The following is a 15,805-nucleotide window of genomic DNA, read 5'->3' on the forward strand; positions in this document are numbered from 1 at the left end:
AAGGTGTCCGCAAGCTCCTTGAGCTCGTCATCCGGACCCCCCAGCTCGATCCGCCGGTGCAGATCCGAACCCGCCACCCGCTGAGCCGTCCGCGTGATACGACCCAACGGCGACAACACCCGCCCCGCCATCGCATAACCGAAAGCGAAAGCCACCACCGTCAAACCCAGCAACGCCAGCAGGGAGCGGTTGAGGAGGCTGTTGAGGGCCACCGCGCGCTGGTGCTGCAGACACTGTTCGACGGCCTGCTGGAGCAGCTGCCCGGACGTCTCGGTGGGCAGGTCGCAGATGTCACTGGTCGACTGGAACTTCCCGCCGAGGATCTTCAGCGGCAGCGCGCTGCCGTCGTGCAGCGCGTCCGCGGCCAGCATGTAGATGATCGTCAGCAGCACGATCCCGGCCATCAGGAACATGCCGCCGTACAGCAGCGTCAGGCGTATCCGGATCGTGGGCCGCAGCCACGGGAACGGACGCACATCGACCGGCCTGGGGTCCCAGGTCGGCTTGGGCGGAACGGGCGGCGGCGGGTTGGCCGCCTTGGAGAACGAGGGCAGGGAAGGCATCGCCGGTCAGATCCGGTATCCCGAGCCGGGGACCGTGACGATCACCGCGGGCTCGCCGAGCTTGCGGCGCAGCGTCATGACCGTGACCCGCACGACGTTGGTGAACGGGTCGGTGTTCTCGTCCCAGGCCTTCTCCAGAAGCTGCTCCGCCGAGACGACCGTGCCCTCGCTGCGCATCAGGACCTCCAGCACCGCGAACTCCTTCGGGGCGAGCTGGACCTCCTTGCCGTCGCGGAAGACCTCACGGCGGTTGGGGTCGAGCTTGATGCCGGCCCGCTCCAGGACGGGCGGCAGGGCGACGGTCGTACGGCGCCCCAGAGCGCGGACCCGGGCGGTCAGCTCGGTGAAGGCGAAGGGCTTGGGAAGGTAGTCGTCCGCGCCGATCTCCAGGCCCTCGACGCGGTCGCTGACGTCGCCGGAGGCGGTGAGCATCAGGACCCGGGTGGGCATCCCCAGCTCGACGATCTTGCGGCAGACATCGTCGCCGTGGACAACCGGAAGGTCACGGTCCAGCACGACGACGTCATAGTCGTTGACCGCGATCCGTTCCAGGGCGGCAGCGCCGTCGTAGACCACGTCGACCGCCATGGCCTCCCGGCGTAGTCCGGTGGCCACCGCATCGGCGAGCAGCTGCTCGTCCTCGACGACGAGAACACGCACGTCGCTAGTCCTTCCTCAGGGCCCTTTCGGGCAGGCACAACAATGTCTTCAGAGCTCTTCCATCCTGCCCCGAAGAGCCATAAACCGGCGGTAAGGGGGGTGCGGAGGGGTGGAGGGCCCCGGGGCGGCACCCGATGGACAGGATTCCCGGGAGGGTTGAGGTTTCCCTGAGGTGAGGGGTGGGGAGGACGACTGCACACCCGCGATCACGCCCTGTTTATTTCGGCTACTCGCCTTGAACTGATTCATCGCAGGGACCACGCCGTGATCGAACCGCCCGTCGGCACACCCCCGTGCCCACCGACCCACGACGAGGGGGCGCAATGGACGCGTTCACCGCAGGCATTTTGCAGCGCATAGAGAACACCGAGGCTGATCTGGACCGGGCCCGCGCTGCGGGCGATGACTTCCTCGCCGAGGTCGAACAGGCAGAGCTCGAGGACCTGCAGCGACTGGCGACCGAGCACGGCGTGCGGTACGGAGCGGTCAGCAACGCCTGACCTCTCCCCGGCGTACGAAGAGAGCGCCCCGGCATCCAGGGGATGGTGCCGGGGCGCTGTCGTGCCCGGACGCGGGTCCAGCGGGGCCGGTCAGTCGTGCCAGGCGCCGAGCTCGTCCAGGAGCGGCTGCAGCCGCTCGAAGAGGGCCGGGGAGGCGGCGACGGTCAGCTCGTGGGAGGCCGCTCGGCCGGGCCGGCCGCCGGTGAGCGCGCCGGCCTCGCGGGCGATCAGGGCGCCGGCCGCCAGGTCCCAGGGGTTCAGACCGCGCTCGTAGTAGGCGTCGAGCCGGCCGCAGGCCACATCGCACAGGTCGATCGCGGCCGAGCCGCCGCGCCGGATGTCGCGGACCTGCGGCAGCAGCGTGCGCACCACCTCCGCCTGGCCGGCCCGGCGCTCGGCGAGGTAGCCGAACCCGGTGCCGACGAGTGCCTGGGAGAGCGGCGGGGCGGGCCGGTGGCGGATGCGCTCGCCGTTGTTGAACGCGCCACGGCCCACGACCGCCTGGTAGGTCTCGCCGCGCATCGGGGCGGCGACGACCCCGACGACCACCTCGCCGTCCTTCTCCGCCGCGATGGACACCGACCAGGACGGCAGCCCGTAGAGGTAGTTCACGGTGCCGTCGACGGGGTCGATGACCCAGCGGATGCCACTGGTGCCGTCGGTGCTGGCGCCCTCCTCCCCCAGGAAGCCGTCGTCGGGGCGGTGCTCCCCGAGGAAGCCGGTGATCAGCTTCTCGGAGGCGAGATCCATCTCGGTGACGACGTCGATGGGGCTGGACTTGGTGGCGGCCACACCGAGGTCGGCGGGCCGGCCGTCGCGCAGCAGCGCCCCCGCGCGGCGGGCGGCCTCCAGGGCCAGGTCGAGAAGTTCGTCGTACAGCGCGTCGCTCTGCGCCGGGTCGGTCTGCCCCGGGGCTGTCTGGGGGGCGTCGGGGTGCAGCGGGTCGGGCACGATGCTCCTTGCTCGGACGAGCGTGATCGGGGGCGTGGGCGTAGGCGTAGGGGCTTATGCGGGGGCCTGGGCGGCCGGGCCACGCCAGTCGGCGCCCGCGGCGGCCGGGCGCGGTGCGCGCGCGGGGCAGCAGCCGACGGGGCACAGGTCGTGGCCGGCACCGAGGGCGCCCAGGGCGCAGCGCTCCGGGGCACCGCCCCGTTCGGCGGCCGCGCGCTCCAGGAGGAGGTCGCGGACGGCCGCCGCGAACCGCGGGTCGGCGCCCACGGTCGCCGACCTGGCGACCGGAAGCCCCAGCTCGGCGGCCTTGGCGGTGGCTTCGGTGTCGAGGTCGTACTTGACCTCCATGTGGTCGGAGACGAACCCGATGGGAGCCATCACGACGGCCGGGACGCCGACGGCGTGCCGCTCCTCCAGGTGATCGCAGATGTCCGGCTCCAGCCAGGGGATGTGCGGGGCCCCGCTGCGGGACTGGTAGACGAGCCGCCAGGGGTGGTCCACACCGGTCTCCGCCCGGACGGCGTCCGCGATCACCTGCGCCACGTCCAGGTGCTGGGCGACATAGGCGCCGCCCGCGCCGTCCTGTGTGTGGTCGGCGGGTGTGCCGGAGGTGTCGGCCGCGGCGGTGGGGATGGAGTGCGTGGTGAAGGCGAGATGGGCGCCGTCCCGCACCTCCTGGGGCAGGGCCGCGAGAGACGCCAGCACTCCGTCGACCATCGGCCGGACGAAGCCGGGGTGGTTGAAGTAGTGCCGCAGCTTGTCGACCCGGGGCAGTTCCAGGCCCTCGGCCTGCAGGGCGGCGAGGGCGTCGGCAAGGTTTTCGCGGTACTGCCGGCAGCCCGAGTACGAGGCGTAGGCGCTGGTCGCCAGGACGGCGATACGGCGGTGGCCGTCACGGACCATGGTGCGCAGGGTGTCGGTCAGGTAGGGCGCCCAGTTGCGGTTGCCCCAGTAGACGGGCAGGTCCAGGCCGTGCTCGGCGAAGTCCTTGCGCAGTGCGTCCAGCAGTTCCCGGTTCTGGGCGTTGATGGGGCTGACGCCGCCGAACAGGAAGTAGTGCTGCCCCACCTCCTTCAGGCGCTCACGGGGGATACCGCGGCCACGGGTGACGTTCTCCAGGAACGGGACGACGTCGTCGGGGCCTTCGGGACCGCCGAAGGACAGCAGCAGCAGGGCGTCATAAGGGCGGGGATCGCACTGTTCGGGCATGCCATCGATCCTGCCACCCTTCCCCCGGGTGCGGCCGCCCGGTCCCGGCGCCGGGAGGGCCGCCCCGTCCTACGGCCGGTGATGGAAATCCGGAGGCGGCCGACGGCACACCGCCCGTAAGCTGTATCGGCCCTTGTCATTCCTTACCGATCCTTTCGGTCCTCACCGGCGGAGCACCCCCGTTGCCCAGTCCCTACCGCGCCATCTTCGGCCGCCCCGGCACCAAGTCGTTCTCCGCCGCCGGGCTGCTGGGCCGGATGCCGTTGTCGATGCTGGGCATCGGGATCGTCACGATGATTTCCCAGCTGACCGGCCGCTACGGCCTGGCCGGCGCGCTGTCCGCGACCATTGCGCTGTCCGCCGCGGTCCTCGGCCCGCAGATCTCCCGGCTGGTGGACCGGCACGGCCAGAGCCGGGTGCTGCGCCCGGCCACCCTGGTGTCGATCACCGCGGTCGCCGGACTGCTGCTGAGCGCGCAGCAGCGCTGGGCGGACTGGCTGCTGTTCGTCTTCGCGGCCTGTGCGGGGTGTGTGCCGAGCGTGGGCTCGATGATCCGGGCGCGCTGGGCCGAGCTCTACCGGGGGTCCCCGCGGGAGCTGCACACCGCGTACTCGTGGGAGTCGATCGTCGACGAGATGTGCTTCATCGTCGGGCCGATCCTGTCCATCGGCCTGTCCACCGCGTGGTTCCCCGAGGCAGGTCCGCTGCTCGCCGCCGTTTTCCTGGCCGCCGGTGTCTTCTGGCTGACGGCGCAGCGGGCGACGGAACCGGTGCCGCATCCGCGCGAACAGCACACCAAGGGGTCCGCGCTGCGCTCGCGGGGGCTGCAGGTGCTGGTGGTGACGTTCGTGGCCACCGGCGCGATCTTCGGGGCGGTCGACGTGGTGACCGTGGCATTCGCCGAGGAGGTCGGGCACAAAGCGGCGGCCAGTCTGGTCCTGGCCGTCTATGCGCTCGGCTCGTGTGCGGCCGGCGCGGTCTTCGGACTGCTCCACCTCAAGGGGCATCCGTCCCGCCGCTGGGTCGCGGGGGTGTGCGTGATGGCCGTGAGCATGGTGCCGCTGCAACTGGTGGGCTCACTGCCGCTGCTGGCCGTCGCGCTGTTCGTCGCCGGACTGTCCGTCGCCCCGACGATGGTGACCACGATGGCGCTGGTCGAGGAGCATGTGCCGCGGGCGAAGCTGACCGAGGGCATGAGCTGGACCGGCACCGGTCTGGCTGTGGGCGTCGCGCTGGGCTCGTCGGCCGCCGGCTGGGTGGTGGACGCCGCCGGGGCCGCCCGGGGCTATCTGGTGCCGGGGGCGGCGGGCCTGCTCGCCGCGCTGGTGGCCTTCGCGGGCTACCGCAGGCTCCGTCCGCAGTCCGCGCCCGCGGTGGCAAGCCCGGCCGTGGCGGGTGGCCTGCCCGGCCCGACCGGTCAGGCCACGGAGCGGCGGGACGAGGAGAGCGTCGCCTAGGAGCTGTCCGTCCGATCATGTGCCCGTCGCTTGATCTGCTCGTTGTTCCCGCCATGGGGCGGGGAGAACGTGGTGATCTGTCGGACGCGGAGTGGGAGCGGCTGCGGCCGTTCCTGCCGGTGAGCAACGGCCGGTGGGGGCGATGGCGTGATCACCGGCAGGTGATCGACGGGATGCTTCACCGGGTTCGGACCGGGGTTCACCGGCGTGACCTGCCGGAGCGGTTCGGCCGTGAAAGGGCGGCTGGTGCCGATGGGACCTCCGGAAGGGTCGCTGTGATCACCACCCGGATTCCTACGGAGTGTGCCGCACACCGAGGCGGCCAGCGCGGCACCCTGCTCCCGATGCCAGGCCGTCGTCGGGGAGTTGTGCCGCACATCCAGCGGAAACCTCGCCGGTCAGGCACACGCCGGCCGCTGGCATACCCCCGCTCCTACGCCCAGCGCTTCGGCGCGACCATCATGAGGAGAGATGATCGGCGGATTCAACGGCACGCTGCAATAGGCGACTTTTTGTGATCAGGCGCCGGCAGTCCAGTGCTGCCGTGAAGGTTCACCGGGTGCGTCCGGCGTCCCCGCCTTCGGGTCACGCCTCGCGGTGGGGATCGTAGATGTCGGAGTCGTGGTGCTCAGAACGGTGAACCCGAGTCGTTGCAGGATGGGGCGGCTTTGGTCGGTGGCGTCGGCTTGAAGGTAGCGGTAGCCGAGGTCGGCGGCGGTCCGAGCGCGGTGGGCGACCAGAGCACGGTAGATGCCCCGGCCTCGCCAGGCAGCCACGGTGCCGCCGCCCCAAAGACCGGCGAAGTCGGTGCCTGGGTTCAGTTCCATCCGCGCCGCGCACACGGGCGAGTCGCCGGCCATCGCGACGACCGTGCTGACGGTTTCGGAGTTCTGGGCGAGCTGGGTGAGCAGCCGCTGCCGCAGGCGGGCGCTGTTGATGCCGAAGGCCTGTTCGTGGACGGCCGCCACGAGGTCCACCCCGGCGGCGTCGGTCACCGGACGCAGGTGGACACCTTCGGGCAGCGCGGTGTCGGTGGGCAGGTCCCGGACCGGCGCGACCATCACTGCCTCCTGCGGCTCGGGCGTGAACCCGGCCGACTTCAGCCGCCTCCCGAGGTCACCGGGTCGGTCGTGGGCGTATGCCTTCCATTCGAACTCGCGCCCAAGCGTGGCGAAGTACCGCATCTGGGCTCTGATCGCCGCATCCGCCGTGCTCTGGTCGAGGTCCGACCACAGGACGCCGTTCCAGTCGTGAACCGCGCCGGCCTGCCGCACGACGTTGCCGTCACGCTCGACACGGGTTCCGCGGCCGTCAGCCTGCGCGCCGCGCCTCAGCTGGCGGTCGAACAAGGCAAGTACGTCTGCATGGTTCATCCCGCTCACTCCAGCACGGGGAGGGCAACCGCACCACTGGGTTTCTCCCGCTCCCCGCCGACGTGAGTGACGTACCCCCGCCACCCCCGCCGCCGCACCGGTCCGCGTGAACCCCCGCCGCTCCCCGGCGAGTTACCCGCGGTACGACATGTCCGGGAGCCGGGCGGTTCGGGCCGGTTCCGGGCCGCTGTGATTCCCGTCACCCCACCCTGACGGAGCGTCGGCGACTGACATCATGCGCTCAACCACGGCGGCCGGATACGGCCCGCCTGCGCGGAGGGAGGGGACGTCACCATGGCAGTCAGCAACGCCGTCGGCGGCTCGGGAGGGCGTGGTCCGAGCGCCGGGCCGTGGCGCAACTGGGCGGGCAATGTCACCGCCCGCCCCGCCCGGAGCGTGGCCCCGGCGAGCACCGAGGAGGTGGCGGCCGCGGTCCGCGCCGCCGCAGCGGACGGGCTGACGGTCAAGGCCGCCGGCACCGGCCACTCCTTCACCTCCGCGGCGGCCACCGACGGGCTGCTGATCCGCCCCGAGCGGCTGACCGGCGTCCGCTCGGTCGACCGCGAGGCCGGCACGGTGACGGTGGCCGCCGGTACACCGCTCAAACACCTCAACGAGACGCTGGCCGCACACGGACTGTCGCTGACCAACATGGGCGACATCATGGAGCAGACGGTCTCCGGGGCGACGTCCACCGGCACCCATGGAACCGGCCGCGACTCGGCTTCGATCGCCGCCCAGACGACCGCCCTGGAATTGGTCACCGCCGACGGCTCGGTCCTGACCTGCTCCGCCCAGGAGAACCCTGAGGTCTTCGCCGCGGCGCGGCTGGGCCTGGGCGCGCTGGGCGTGATCAGCGAGCTGACCTTCGCCGTGGAACCGGAGTTCCTGCTGACCGCCCGCGAGGAGCCGATGCCCTTCGACGAGGTGACGGACCGGTTCGACGAGCTGATCGCCGAGAACGAACACTTCGAGTTCTACTGGTTCCCGCACACCGGCGGCTGCAACACCAAGCGCAACAACCGCAGCCAGGGTCCGGCGGCACCGCCCGGGAGGGTCAGCGGCTGGGTCGAGGACGAGCTGCTGTCCAACGGGGTCTTCCAGCTCGCCTGCACCGTGGGGCGGGCGGTCCCGGCCGCCATACCGGGCATCGCCAAGATCTCCAGCCGCGCCCTGTCGGCCCGTACGTACACCGACATCCCGTACAAGGTGTTCACCTCGCCGCGGCGGGTGCGGTTCGTGGAGATGGAGTACGCGCTGCCCCGGGCGGCCGCGGTGGCGGCACTGGGTGAACTCAAGGCCCTGGTGGAGCGCTCGGACTTCAAGGTCAGCTTCCCGGTGGAGGTGCGGACCGCGCCCGCCGACGACATCCCGCTGTCCACCGCTTCGGGCCGGGACACCGTGTACCTCGCCGTACACATGTACCGCGGGACACCGTACGGAGCGTATTTCGCGGCCGCCGAACGGATCATGACGGCACACGACGGGCGCCCGCACTGGGGGAAGCTGCACACCCGCGACGCCGCCTACCTTGCCGACGTCTATCCGCGGTTCGGGGAGTTCACCGCGCTGCGCGACCGGCTGGACCCGGAACGCCGGTTCGCCAATGCCTATCTGCGGCGGGTCCTGGGTGACTGACCGATAACAGCCGCGGCCCGGCGCCCACACCAGGGCGCCGGGCCGCGGCCGTTACGGGTCCCCCTCGTCCGGACGGTCCTCCTCGTCCGGACGGTCCTCGCCGGACCGAAGCCGGTCAGGAGGCACCGGGATCGGGGGCCGGCCCGCCGGACTGCTGTCCGTTCGGGGGATCCCCCTCGTCTCCGGTGCCGGCCGGACCGTCGCCGGAGCCGGTGTGTCCGTCACCGGCGGAACCGCTCGGGGACGGGTCCGGCGACGAGGGCGTGCCGGGATCCGGCGACGTCTTGCCGCCGTCGGACGGGCTCGGGTCCGGTGACGGCGTGCCGCCGCCCTTGTCCGTACCGGTATCGCTACCGCTGTCGCCCGAGCTGCCCGGATCGGGGCTCCGACGGTCTCCGCTGCCGTGCCGGCCGCCGCCGTCCGGGGAGTGACCGGAGCCGGGCGACTGCGGGGAGCGGTGCTGCTGGCGGCCCCCTCCCCCGGTGTGGGTGAGGTTGCTCAGCGTCGTGCCCTGCGCGCCGCTCGGCGTCTGCCCGGCGATCAGCTCGGTGCCGGTGACCACGCCCATGGCGAGCGCGAAGACCGCGAGCGCACCGAGCGTCGGCCGCTTCCAGCCGCGCAGCCGCGTGCCGTACGTCGCGGTGCTCAGCTCCTCGGGCGGGCCGGCCGGATGCCGCGCGGCCGGAATGCCGGTCGGGCGGGCGGGCGCCTGGCCCAGCGCCATGGTCCGCTCGTCGAGCCGCGGCACCAGTTGTGTCCGGTCGGCGGGCCGCCCCGGGTCACCGTCGTCCACCGCGCGCAGCGCGCGGGTCGCCTCGGGGTCGGCGGCGCGCAACGGCCGCGTCGCGTCATCGGTCCGCGGGGCGGGGTGGGCGCCTGCCGGGTCACGCCGGCAGGCCTGCTCGGCCCGCGGGATCAACTGTGTACGGGCGGTGCCGGGCGCGGACGTCCTGGCGGCGACGGAGGTGACCTTGTCCTCCGTGCCCTCCTTGTCGAAGGTCGGCAGCACCATCGTGGGCCCGGCCTGCCGGACGTCCGGTGTGGTGGATCGAGTGCGGGCGGCGGAGGAGCGGCGCGGCTTCGGCCGGGTGGTGACCGTCGCCTCCTTGAGCTGTTCACCGGTGCGCCGGAACAGGTGCTGGAATACCGAGCCGCCCGTAGTGGCCACGACACTGACCACACCCGCGCCGATGATGGTTCCGTAGACGCCGAGCCGGCCCGCGAGGTACGCGGCGACCGCCGCGGCGAGCGCGCTGCCGGCCACCTGAGCAACGCTCAGGTCTATCCGCCTCTCCTTCTTCTTCGTGTCGCTTTCGGTTTCTTCGTCCATCTCCAACCTTTGATAGCCCCTTCGATCCATCCTGCATGGAGAAGTGACCATTCGGCGGAGCCAAAAGTTCCGATTTTGGGGAATCTGTGAAACTTGCCACCGACACGCCAGGTAGAGAGATCGACAAGACGACTCAACTCCGTTGCCCGCCCAGAAGTTCAGCGGCGCGGCGGTCCACCTCAGTGGTCCGAATGGAGTACTGTGGCGAGCCCTGGCCCCGGTTCCCGTCCGGCTGCCCGGAACCCATGGGAGGGGGCCATGAAGGCGGCACTCACACCGGGGCGCCGCCGCTCGGCACGGGTGAACGGCGACAGGACAAGCGGCATGGTCACTGAGCGTGGCAAACAGGTAACCGTGTCATAACGGCGTTTCAGGGCCAAGCCCCGACACGCCGGGCAACTCGGCAATGTTGTGGCAGGCTGCACCCGGGCAGGCCACACTCGACTAGCGGAAGCAGCGACGCGAGTGACGTCGGCAGGCACCACCCGGGAGGTCCCCATGCCCGAACTGCGTGTCGTGGCCGTCTCCAACGACGGCACACGGCTGGTGCTCAAAGCTGCGGACAGCACCGAGTACACGCTTCCGATCGACGAACGGCTGCGCGCCGCCGTCCGCAACGACCGCGCACGGCTCGGCCAGATCGAGATCGAGGTCGAGAGCCATCTGCGTCCGCGGGACATCCAGGCCCGTATAAGAGCCGGTGCCTCCGCCGAAGAGGTCGCCCAGCTCGCCGGCATCCCCGTCGACCGGGTGCGCCGCTTCGAGGGCCCGGTGCTCGCCGAGCGCGCCTTCATGGCCGAGCGGGCCCGCAAGACCCCGGTGCGGCGCCCCGGCGAGAACACCGGTCCGCAGCTCGGCGAGGCGGTGGCGGAGCGACTGCTGCTGCGCGGCGCCGACAAGGAGAGCGTGCAGTGGGATTCCTGGCGCCGGGACGACGGCACCTGGGAGGTGCTGCTGGTCTACCGCGTCGCGACCGAACCGCACTCGGCGAGCTGGACGTACGACCCGCCGCGGCGGCTCGTCCAGGCCGTGGACGACGAGGCGCGGGCGCTGATCGGCGAGAGCGACGACACACCCGAGCCGAGCTTCCCGTTCGTGCCGCGGATCGCTCGGCTGCCGCGCGACCGGCCGCTGGACCGCGCGTTGGACCGGCAGACGCCCGAGCGCGGCGAACGCACGGCACCCTCCGGTGACGAGGACGGCGAGCCGAAGGTCGCGGAGGAGGCCGTCGGCGAGCGGGATTCGCTGACCAGCCTGCTGGAGGCGGTGCCGAGCTTCCGCGGCGACATGGTCGTCCCGGAGACCGTGAAGTCGGCGCAGAGCGACGAGGAGTCCGAGGCCGAGGTCGAGGAGCCGCCCGCCCCGGCGGCCAGTGCGGGCGCGGGTTCCGCGTACGCCGATGTGCTGATGCCACGCGCGGTGGCCGGCCATCGCGACCGGCTGACCGGTACGACGGACCGGCAGGCCGAGGCGGACGGTGTACGGCCCGGCCGCCGCGCCGCGGTGCCCAGCTGGGACGAGATCGTCTTCGGCACCCGGCGCAAGAAACCGGAGTGACGGGAGGGCCCTGGAGGCCTTTCCCGCCTGTACAGCGCCGTCCACCCGCCCCCTGGAATTCAGGGAGCGGGCGGACGGCGTGGTGCGACGCCCCTTTACGGGCCCCGGGGGGTTCAGCCGGGCTGTGGGCCCGTGGCGACGGGGCGGGACGGGTCGGCCGACCACTCGCTCCAGGAGCCGACGTACAGGGCTGCGGGGACGCCCGCGACCGCGAGGGCCAGTACCTCATGTGCGGCGGAGACCCCGGAGCCGCAGTACACGCCGACCTCCGCCTTCGCCGTGGCGCCCAGCGACGCGAAACGCTCGGCCAGTTCCGACGCGTCGCGGAAGACCGTGCCGCCCTCGACGACGTTCTCGGTCGTCGGGGCGGACACGGCGCCCGGGATATGGCCGGCGACCTTGTCGATCGGCTCGACCTCGCCGCGGTAGCGCTCGGCGGCGCGCGCGTCCAGCAGGACTCCGCGGCGGGCGAGGGCGGCCGCGTCGTCCGCCCGCAGCAGTGCCAGCCCACCGGGCACGGGAGTGAAATCACCCTCCTGCGGAGCCGGTTGATCGTCGCTCAGGGCGCCGCCGGCCGCCTGCCAGGCGGCGAGCCCGCCGTCCAGGACACGAACATCGGGGTGGCCGGTCCATCGCAGCAGCCACCAGGCGCGGGCGGCCGCCCAGCCCTGGCCGCCGTCGTAGACGACCACGGGACGGTCCGCGCGGACGCCGGCGGCCCGCATGGCCTCGGTGAAGACGTCGAGATCGGGCAGCGGGTGCCGGCCCCCGGGACCGGGAGGCGAGGCCAGCTCGCTCTCGAGGTCGACGTAGACGGCGCCGGGCACATGACCGGCCTCGTACGCGGGGCGGCCGGGCGGGCCGCCCATCTGGTAGCGGACGTCCAGGATGGCCGGAGCGGTGGGCCGGTTCAGCTCGCTCGCGAGTTCGGTAGCGGTGATGATGGCATTCATGGGACTCATCCTTGCGTAGCGACGGCTACGTACAGAAGGTAGGCACCCACCCTCCGTATGACGCAGTTGCGTCCTGCCGTAACGCCGCGGAGGCGGATCGGAAACGTCAAAGCGGGCATTCTCCCTCGCGAAGCGGCCATGGACGGCGCGGCCGGGGCGCACACCCGGTCACCGGGTGCGAGCATCTGCTCGGGACCCGCGCCCGTAGCGCAGATGGTCAGCACCCGACGCTCCGAGGAGAGAGTGACAATGACGACCGAGGCAGCGACCCGGCGGATGCCCGGCGCGCCCTGCTGGGTGAGCCTCCTGGCCCACAGCCTGTCCGCGACGCAGGAATTCTACGGCGCGCTGTTCGGCTGGGAGTTCCGCCCGGGACCGCAGCATTTCGGTCCGTACGCCCGGGCCTTCCTCCACGGCCGGGAAGTCGCCGGGCTCGGCGAGCTGGCGCCCGACCGCCATCTCCCGGTCGCCTGGACCACCTATCTGGCGAGCGATGACGCGGACGCGACCGCCGAGCAGATCCGCTCCTGCGGCGGGACGGTAGGCGTCGGGCCACTGGATGCGGACGACGACGCGGGGCGGATGGCGATCGCCTCCGATCCACAGGGCGCGATCTTCGGCATCTGGCAGGGCAGGTCGGTGGCAGGCACCACGATCACCGGTGAACTGGGCACCCCGGCATGGAACGAGCTGGTCACCCGGGACACGAGCTCCGTCCTGACGTTCTACGAGCATGTCTTCGGCTATGAGGCGGAGCCGGTGATCTCGGCCGGCTTCGACTACCTGACGCTGCATCTCAAGGAGCACCCGGTGGCCGGTATCCACGGCGTGGGCAACGGCCTGCCACGCGACCGGGGTTCCCACTGGATGACGCACTTCGCCGTCTCCGACACGGACGCGGCGGCCTGCCGGGTCACCGAGCTGGGCGGCCAGGTGCTGCAGCCCGCCCGGGATTTTGCGCACGGCCGGCTGGCGACGGTCTGCGACAGCGAGGGCGCCGTCTTCACCATCGTCCAGCGGAACTGAGGGACGGTCACACCGGGCGCGCCCGGCGGCCGGGCCTACTTCGCGCTGTCGACCGGCAGTACGTCCGGGGAGAGCGCGGCCGCCCGGGCGGTCGCCGAGGTCTGGCGCCGACGGTGGTGACGCCGGCACAGCACCTCGTAGCCGACCTCGGTGTGCGGGCCGTCCACGTCGCCGACGACATCGCCGACCACGACCTGAGCGCCCTCGACGACCATCCGGCCGTCGACCGTACGGGCGTTGTGCGTGGCGCGGGCGCCACACCAGCACAGCGCCTCGACCTGCAGCACCTCTATGCGGTCGGCCAGTTCGACCAGCCGCTGGGAGCCGGGGAACAGCTTGCTGCGGAAGTCGGTGGTGATACCGAAGGCGAAGACGTCCAGTTCGAGGTCGTCGACGATGCGGGCGAGCTGGTCGATCTGTTCGGGGACGAGGAACTGGGCCTCGTCGGCGATGACGTAGTCGACCCGGCCGCCGGCGGAGAGATGGTCGACGACATGCGTGTAGAAGTCCATGCCGTGCGCCGCCTCGACGGCCTCGGTCACCAGGCCGAGGCGGGAGGAGAGCTTGCCGCGGCCGGCCCGGTCGTTACGGCTGTAGATCATGCCTTGCAGACCGCGGGAGGAGCGGTTGTGCTCGATCTGCAGAGCAAGTGTCGACTTTCCGCAGTCCATCGTTCCGGAGAAGAACACCAGCTCGGGCATGGGGCGTTGCGGGCCTTTCGGGCTCGTACGGAAGGGTGGGGGCGTGCGGGCGGCGGGCCGCGCCGGTCAGGTGCGGACTTCCAGGAGCGGCACCAGCTGCTCCACCGGGGTCATCGAACCGTGCATCCCGACCATCTCCGATTCACGGGGCTCCCGTTCGGTCGCGATGATCACCATATCGGCGTGCGCGGCCGCGACGACATCGCCGATCCGGGCACGCACCCGGTCATCGACGGACGGTCCGAACCACCCCGCGGCGATGGCCTCTTCGCGGCTCGCCACCCACATCTGCTCACCGACCACCTCGCGCCACACGGCGAGCACATCGGCGGCAGCGCCCGGGTGGGCGTACACATGGCGGGCCCGGCCCTCGCCCCCCAACAGGCGTACGCCGGCGCGCAGTTCCCAGTCCTCGTCGAAGTCGATCCGGGACTCGGAATCGAAGGGAATATCGATCATGCCGTGGTCCGCGGTGATGTACAGCGCACTGCGCGGCGGCAGTTGTTCCGCCAGCCGCTGGGCGAGCCGGTCGACGTACATCAACTGGCCGCGCCAGGCGTCGGAGTCGACGCCGTAGCGGTGTCCCTTGCCGTCCACCTCGGAGTAGTACGTGTAGACCAGCGAACGGTCACCGGCGGCAAGCTGCTCGGCGGCGAGGTCCATCCGCTCCTCGCCGGAGAGCCGGCCGTGGAAGGTGCCGCCGCTCAGCGCGACCTGGGTGAGCGGGGTGTGCTGGAAGCTCGGCGCGGAGACCTGGCAGGTGTGGATACCGGCGGCGTGCGCGCGCTGGAAGACCGTCGGATACGGCTGCCAGACGTACGGGTCGGTCCACGGGTACCAGCGCAGCTGGTTCATCAGGGCGCCGGCGGCCGGATCCTCGCAGGTGTAGCCGGGCAGGCCGTGGGCGCCCGGCGGCAGGCCGGTGCCGACCGAGGCGAGCGAGGTGGCGGTGGTGGACGGGAAGCCCGCGGTGAGCGGGCGGCCGCTGCCGTTGAACGACGTGTCCAGGAGCGAGGTGAGAAACGGCGCCTCCTCCGGGTGGGCCCGCAGCAGCTCCCAGCCGAGGCCGTCGATCAGGAAGACACAGGCGCGGTCGGCGGGCGCCAGCTCCATCGAGGTGGCGAAGCCCGTCATGCCGAGGCCCGTGGCAATGGTGGGCAGCAGGTCGGCGAGCGAGCCGGTGCCGTACCGGGGCACCGGGGCGCCGAGCGGGTCGAGCGGTTCGGGTTCCGGCCAGGCGGGGGCGATGTGGACCATCAGCGGGGGGCGGGGGTGGCCGCGGTGGCCTCGGAGAGCGCTTGGGCGAAGGTGAGCGTCTCGCGCACCGAGTCGGGTCCGTCGCCGGCCTCGCTGACCCGCAGCGAGAGGTCGTCGGCGGTGGAGGAGCCCGTGTAGCCGTGGTCCGCCTCGCAGTTGGGGTCACCGCAGGCGGCGGGCTCCAGGTCGAGGCGGGCGACCGCGCCCCAGCCGATGGTGAGCACGACCTCGCGGGGCAGCCTGCCCGGGGTGTAGGACTCGGGGTTGGCGACCACCCGGCTGAGCACCACGGACGAGATCCGGCTCAGCTTGACGGATTCGGTGGAGGTCGTGGCGTACGGCGACGGGGAGGTGGCGTCGGCGGCCTGCTCGTCGGTGTGGCTGACGATGAAGCGGGTGCCGGTCAGGACCAGGACCGTGACATGGCGGCGGACCTCGTTGGCGTCGAAGGTCGTCTCCTGGTGGACGAGGTACGACGTCACGGGCTCACCGCCGACCGCGGCCTGCACCGCCTCGGCCACGAGCGTCGGGTAATAGCCGCTGCGCTCGATCGCCGCGCGCAGCCCCTGGGTCGTCGTACCGGTCTTAGCCATGGGGTCCATCTTACGGGGCGTACCGGGCCGCGAGAGC

At 71.8% G+C, this 15,805-nt stretch carries 15 protein-coding genes and 1 pseudogene; 6 read left to right on the top strand and 10 right to left on the bottom strand.

What is annotated here, in order from left to right:
* Both ACGFR7_RS29910 and ACGFR7_RS29915 read right to left on the bottom strand, forming a co-directional pair.
* Positions 1-563, bottom strand: a 563-nt coding sequence (locus ACGFR7_RS29910) for a HAMP domain-containing protein (RefSeq protein ID WP_393325256.1), incomplete at its 3' end; no start/stop codon positions are given.
* 6 nt (positions 564-569) lie between these two features.
* Positions 570-1,223, bottom strand: coding sequence for a response regulator transcription factor (locus ACGFR7_RS29915; RefSeq protein ID WP_006602630.1), 654 nt, complete (start codon positions 1,221-1,223; stop codon positions 570-572).
* Positions 1,224-1,546: 323 nt separating this feature from the next.
* Between ACGFR7_RS29915 and ACGFR7_RS29920 the strand changes: the two genes are divergently transcribed.
* Positions 1,547-1,723, top strand: a complete 177-nt coding sequence (locus ACGFR7_RS29920) for a hypothetical protein (protein ID WP_006602631.1) — start codon at positions 1,547-1,549, stop codon at positions 1,721-1,723.
* Positions 1,724-1,813: 90 nt separating this feature from the next.
* Here the strand turns inward: ACGFR7_RS29920 and ACGFR7_RS29925 are convergent, their stop codons facing one another.
* Positions 1,814-2,674: an inositol monophosphatase family protein gene (locus ACGFR7_RS29925; RefSeq protein ID WP_393325257.1), complete on the bottom strand. Its 861-nt coding sequence runs from the start codon at positions 2,672-2,674 to the stop codon at positions 1,814-1,816.
* A 54-nt stretch (positions 2,675-2,728) separates the two neighbouring features.
* Positions 2,729-3,883 (bottom strand): ferrochelatase, encoded by a 1,155-nt coding sequence (locus ACGFR7_RS29930; RefSeq protein ID WP_393325258.1) that lies wholly within the window; start codon positions 3,881-3,883, stop codon positions 2,729-2,731.
* Between the two features lie 182 nt (positions 3,884-4,065).
* Here ACGFR7_RS29930 and ACGFR7_RS29935 point away from each other — a divergent pair, with 182 nt between their 5' ends.
* Together ACGFR7_RS29935 and ACGFR7_RS29940 are read left to right on the top strand one after the other, a co-directional pair.
* Positions 4,066-5,340 carry an MFS transporter gene (locus tag ACGFR7_RS29935; protein ID WP_393325260.1) on the top strand — a complete coding sequence of 425 codons (1,275 nt, stop codon included), beginning with the start codon at positions 4,066-4,068 and terminating at the stop codon, positions 5,338-5,340.
* Between the two features lie 53 nt (positions 5,341-5,393).
* Positions 5,394-5,612 (top strand): annotated as a pseudogene (locus ACGFR7_RS29940) (transposase); the annotation flags it as partial.
* A 246-nt stretch (positions 5,613-5,858) separates the two neighbouring features.
* Here the strand turns inward: ACGFR7_RS29940 and ACGFR7_RS29945 are convergent.
* Positions 5,859-6,713: a GNAT family N-acetyltransferase gene (locus ACGFR7_RS29945; RefSeq protein ID WP_393325262.1), complete on the bottom strand. Its 855-nt coding sequence runs from the start codon at positions 6,711-6,713 to the stop codon at positions 5,859-5,861.
* Positions 6,714-7,007: 294 nt separating this feature from the next.
* Between ACGFR7_RS29945 and ACGFR7_RS29950 the strand changes: the two genes are divergently transcribed.
* Positions 7,008-8,351, top strand: coding sequence for a D-arabinono-1,4-lactone oxidase (locus ACGFR7_RS29950; RefSeq protein WP_393325264.1), 1,344 nt, complete (start codon positions 7,008-7,010; stop codon positions 8,349-8,351).
* A 115-nt stretch (positions 8,352-8,466) separates the two neighbouring features.
* Here the strand turns inward: ACGFR7_RS29950 and ACGFR7_RS29955 are convergent, their stop codons facing one another.
* The gene (locus ACGFR7_RS29955) at positions 8,467-9,681 is read right to left on the bottom strand and encodes a hypothetical protein (protein WP_393325265.1); all 1,215 of its coding nucleotides are present in this window, start codon (positions 9,679-9,681) and stop codon (positions 8,467-8,469) included.
* A 498-nt stretch (positions 9,682-10,179) separates the two neighbouring features.
* On the opposite strand from ACGFR7_RS29955, the gene sepH reads away from it, so the two are divergent.
* A complete protein-coding gene (sepH, locus tag ACGFR7_RS29960; RefSeq protein WP_393325266.1) occupies positions 10,180-11,238 on the top strand; it encodes a septation protein SepH in 1,059 nt (352 codons plus the stop codon).
* 113 nt (positions 11,239-11,351) lie between these two features.
* Here sepH and ACGFR7_RS29965 read toward each other — a convergent pair whose 3' ends face one another.
* Positions 11,352-12,191, bottom strand: coding sequence for a sulfurtransferase (locus ACGFR7_RS29965; RefSeq protein ID WP_393325268.1), 840 nt, complete (start codon positions 12,189-12,191; stop codon positions 11,352-11,354).
* Positions 12,192-12,440: 249 nt separating this feature from the next.
* Here ACGFR7_RS29965 and ACGFR7_RS29970 point away from each other — a divergent pair, with 249 nt between their 5' ends.
* Entirely contained in the window at positions 12,441-13,217 is a 777-nt protein-coding gene (locus tag ACGFR7_RS29970) for a VOC family protein (protein ID WP_393325269.1), read from the top strand.
* A 35-nt stretch (positions 13,218-13,252) separates the two neighbouring features.
* Here ACGFR7_RS29970 and ACGFR7_RS29975 read toward each other — a convergent pair whose 3' ends face one another.
* From ACGFR7_RS29975 to ACGFR7_RS29985, 3 genes are all read right to left on the bottom strand, one after another.
* Positions 13,253-13,918, bottom strand: a complete 666-nt coding sequence (locus ACGFR7_RS29975) for a thymidine kinase (protein ID WP_392379422.1) — start codon at positions 13,916-13,918, stop codon at positions 13,253-13,255.
* A gap of 66 nt (positions 13,919-13,984) precedes the next feature.
* Positions 13,985-15,175 (bottom strand): alkaline phosphatase family protein, encoded by a 1,191-nt coding sequence (locus ACGFR7_RS29980; RefSeq protein WP_393325271.1) that lies wholly within the window; start codon positions 15,173-15,175, stop codon positions 13,985-13,987.
* Positions 15,175-15,768 (bottom strand): DUF5998 family protein, encoded by a 594-nt coding sequence (locus ACGFR7_RS29985; RefSeq protein ID WP_088802386.1) that lies wholly within the window; start codon positions 15,766-15,768, stop codon positions 15,175-15,177. The genes ACGFR7_RS29980 and ACGFR7_RS29985 overlap by 1 nt, the downstream gene beginning before the upstream one ends.
* Between the last annotated feature and the right edge of the window lie 37 nt (positions 15,769-15,805).

Origin of the sequence: Streptomyces sp. NPDC048516, from assembly GCF_043199875.1 — a bacterium.
Taxonomy (GTDB): Bacteria; Actinomycetota; Actinomycetes; order Streptomycetales; family Streptomycetaceae; genus Streptomyces.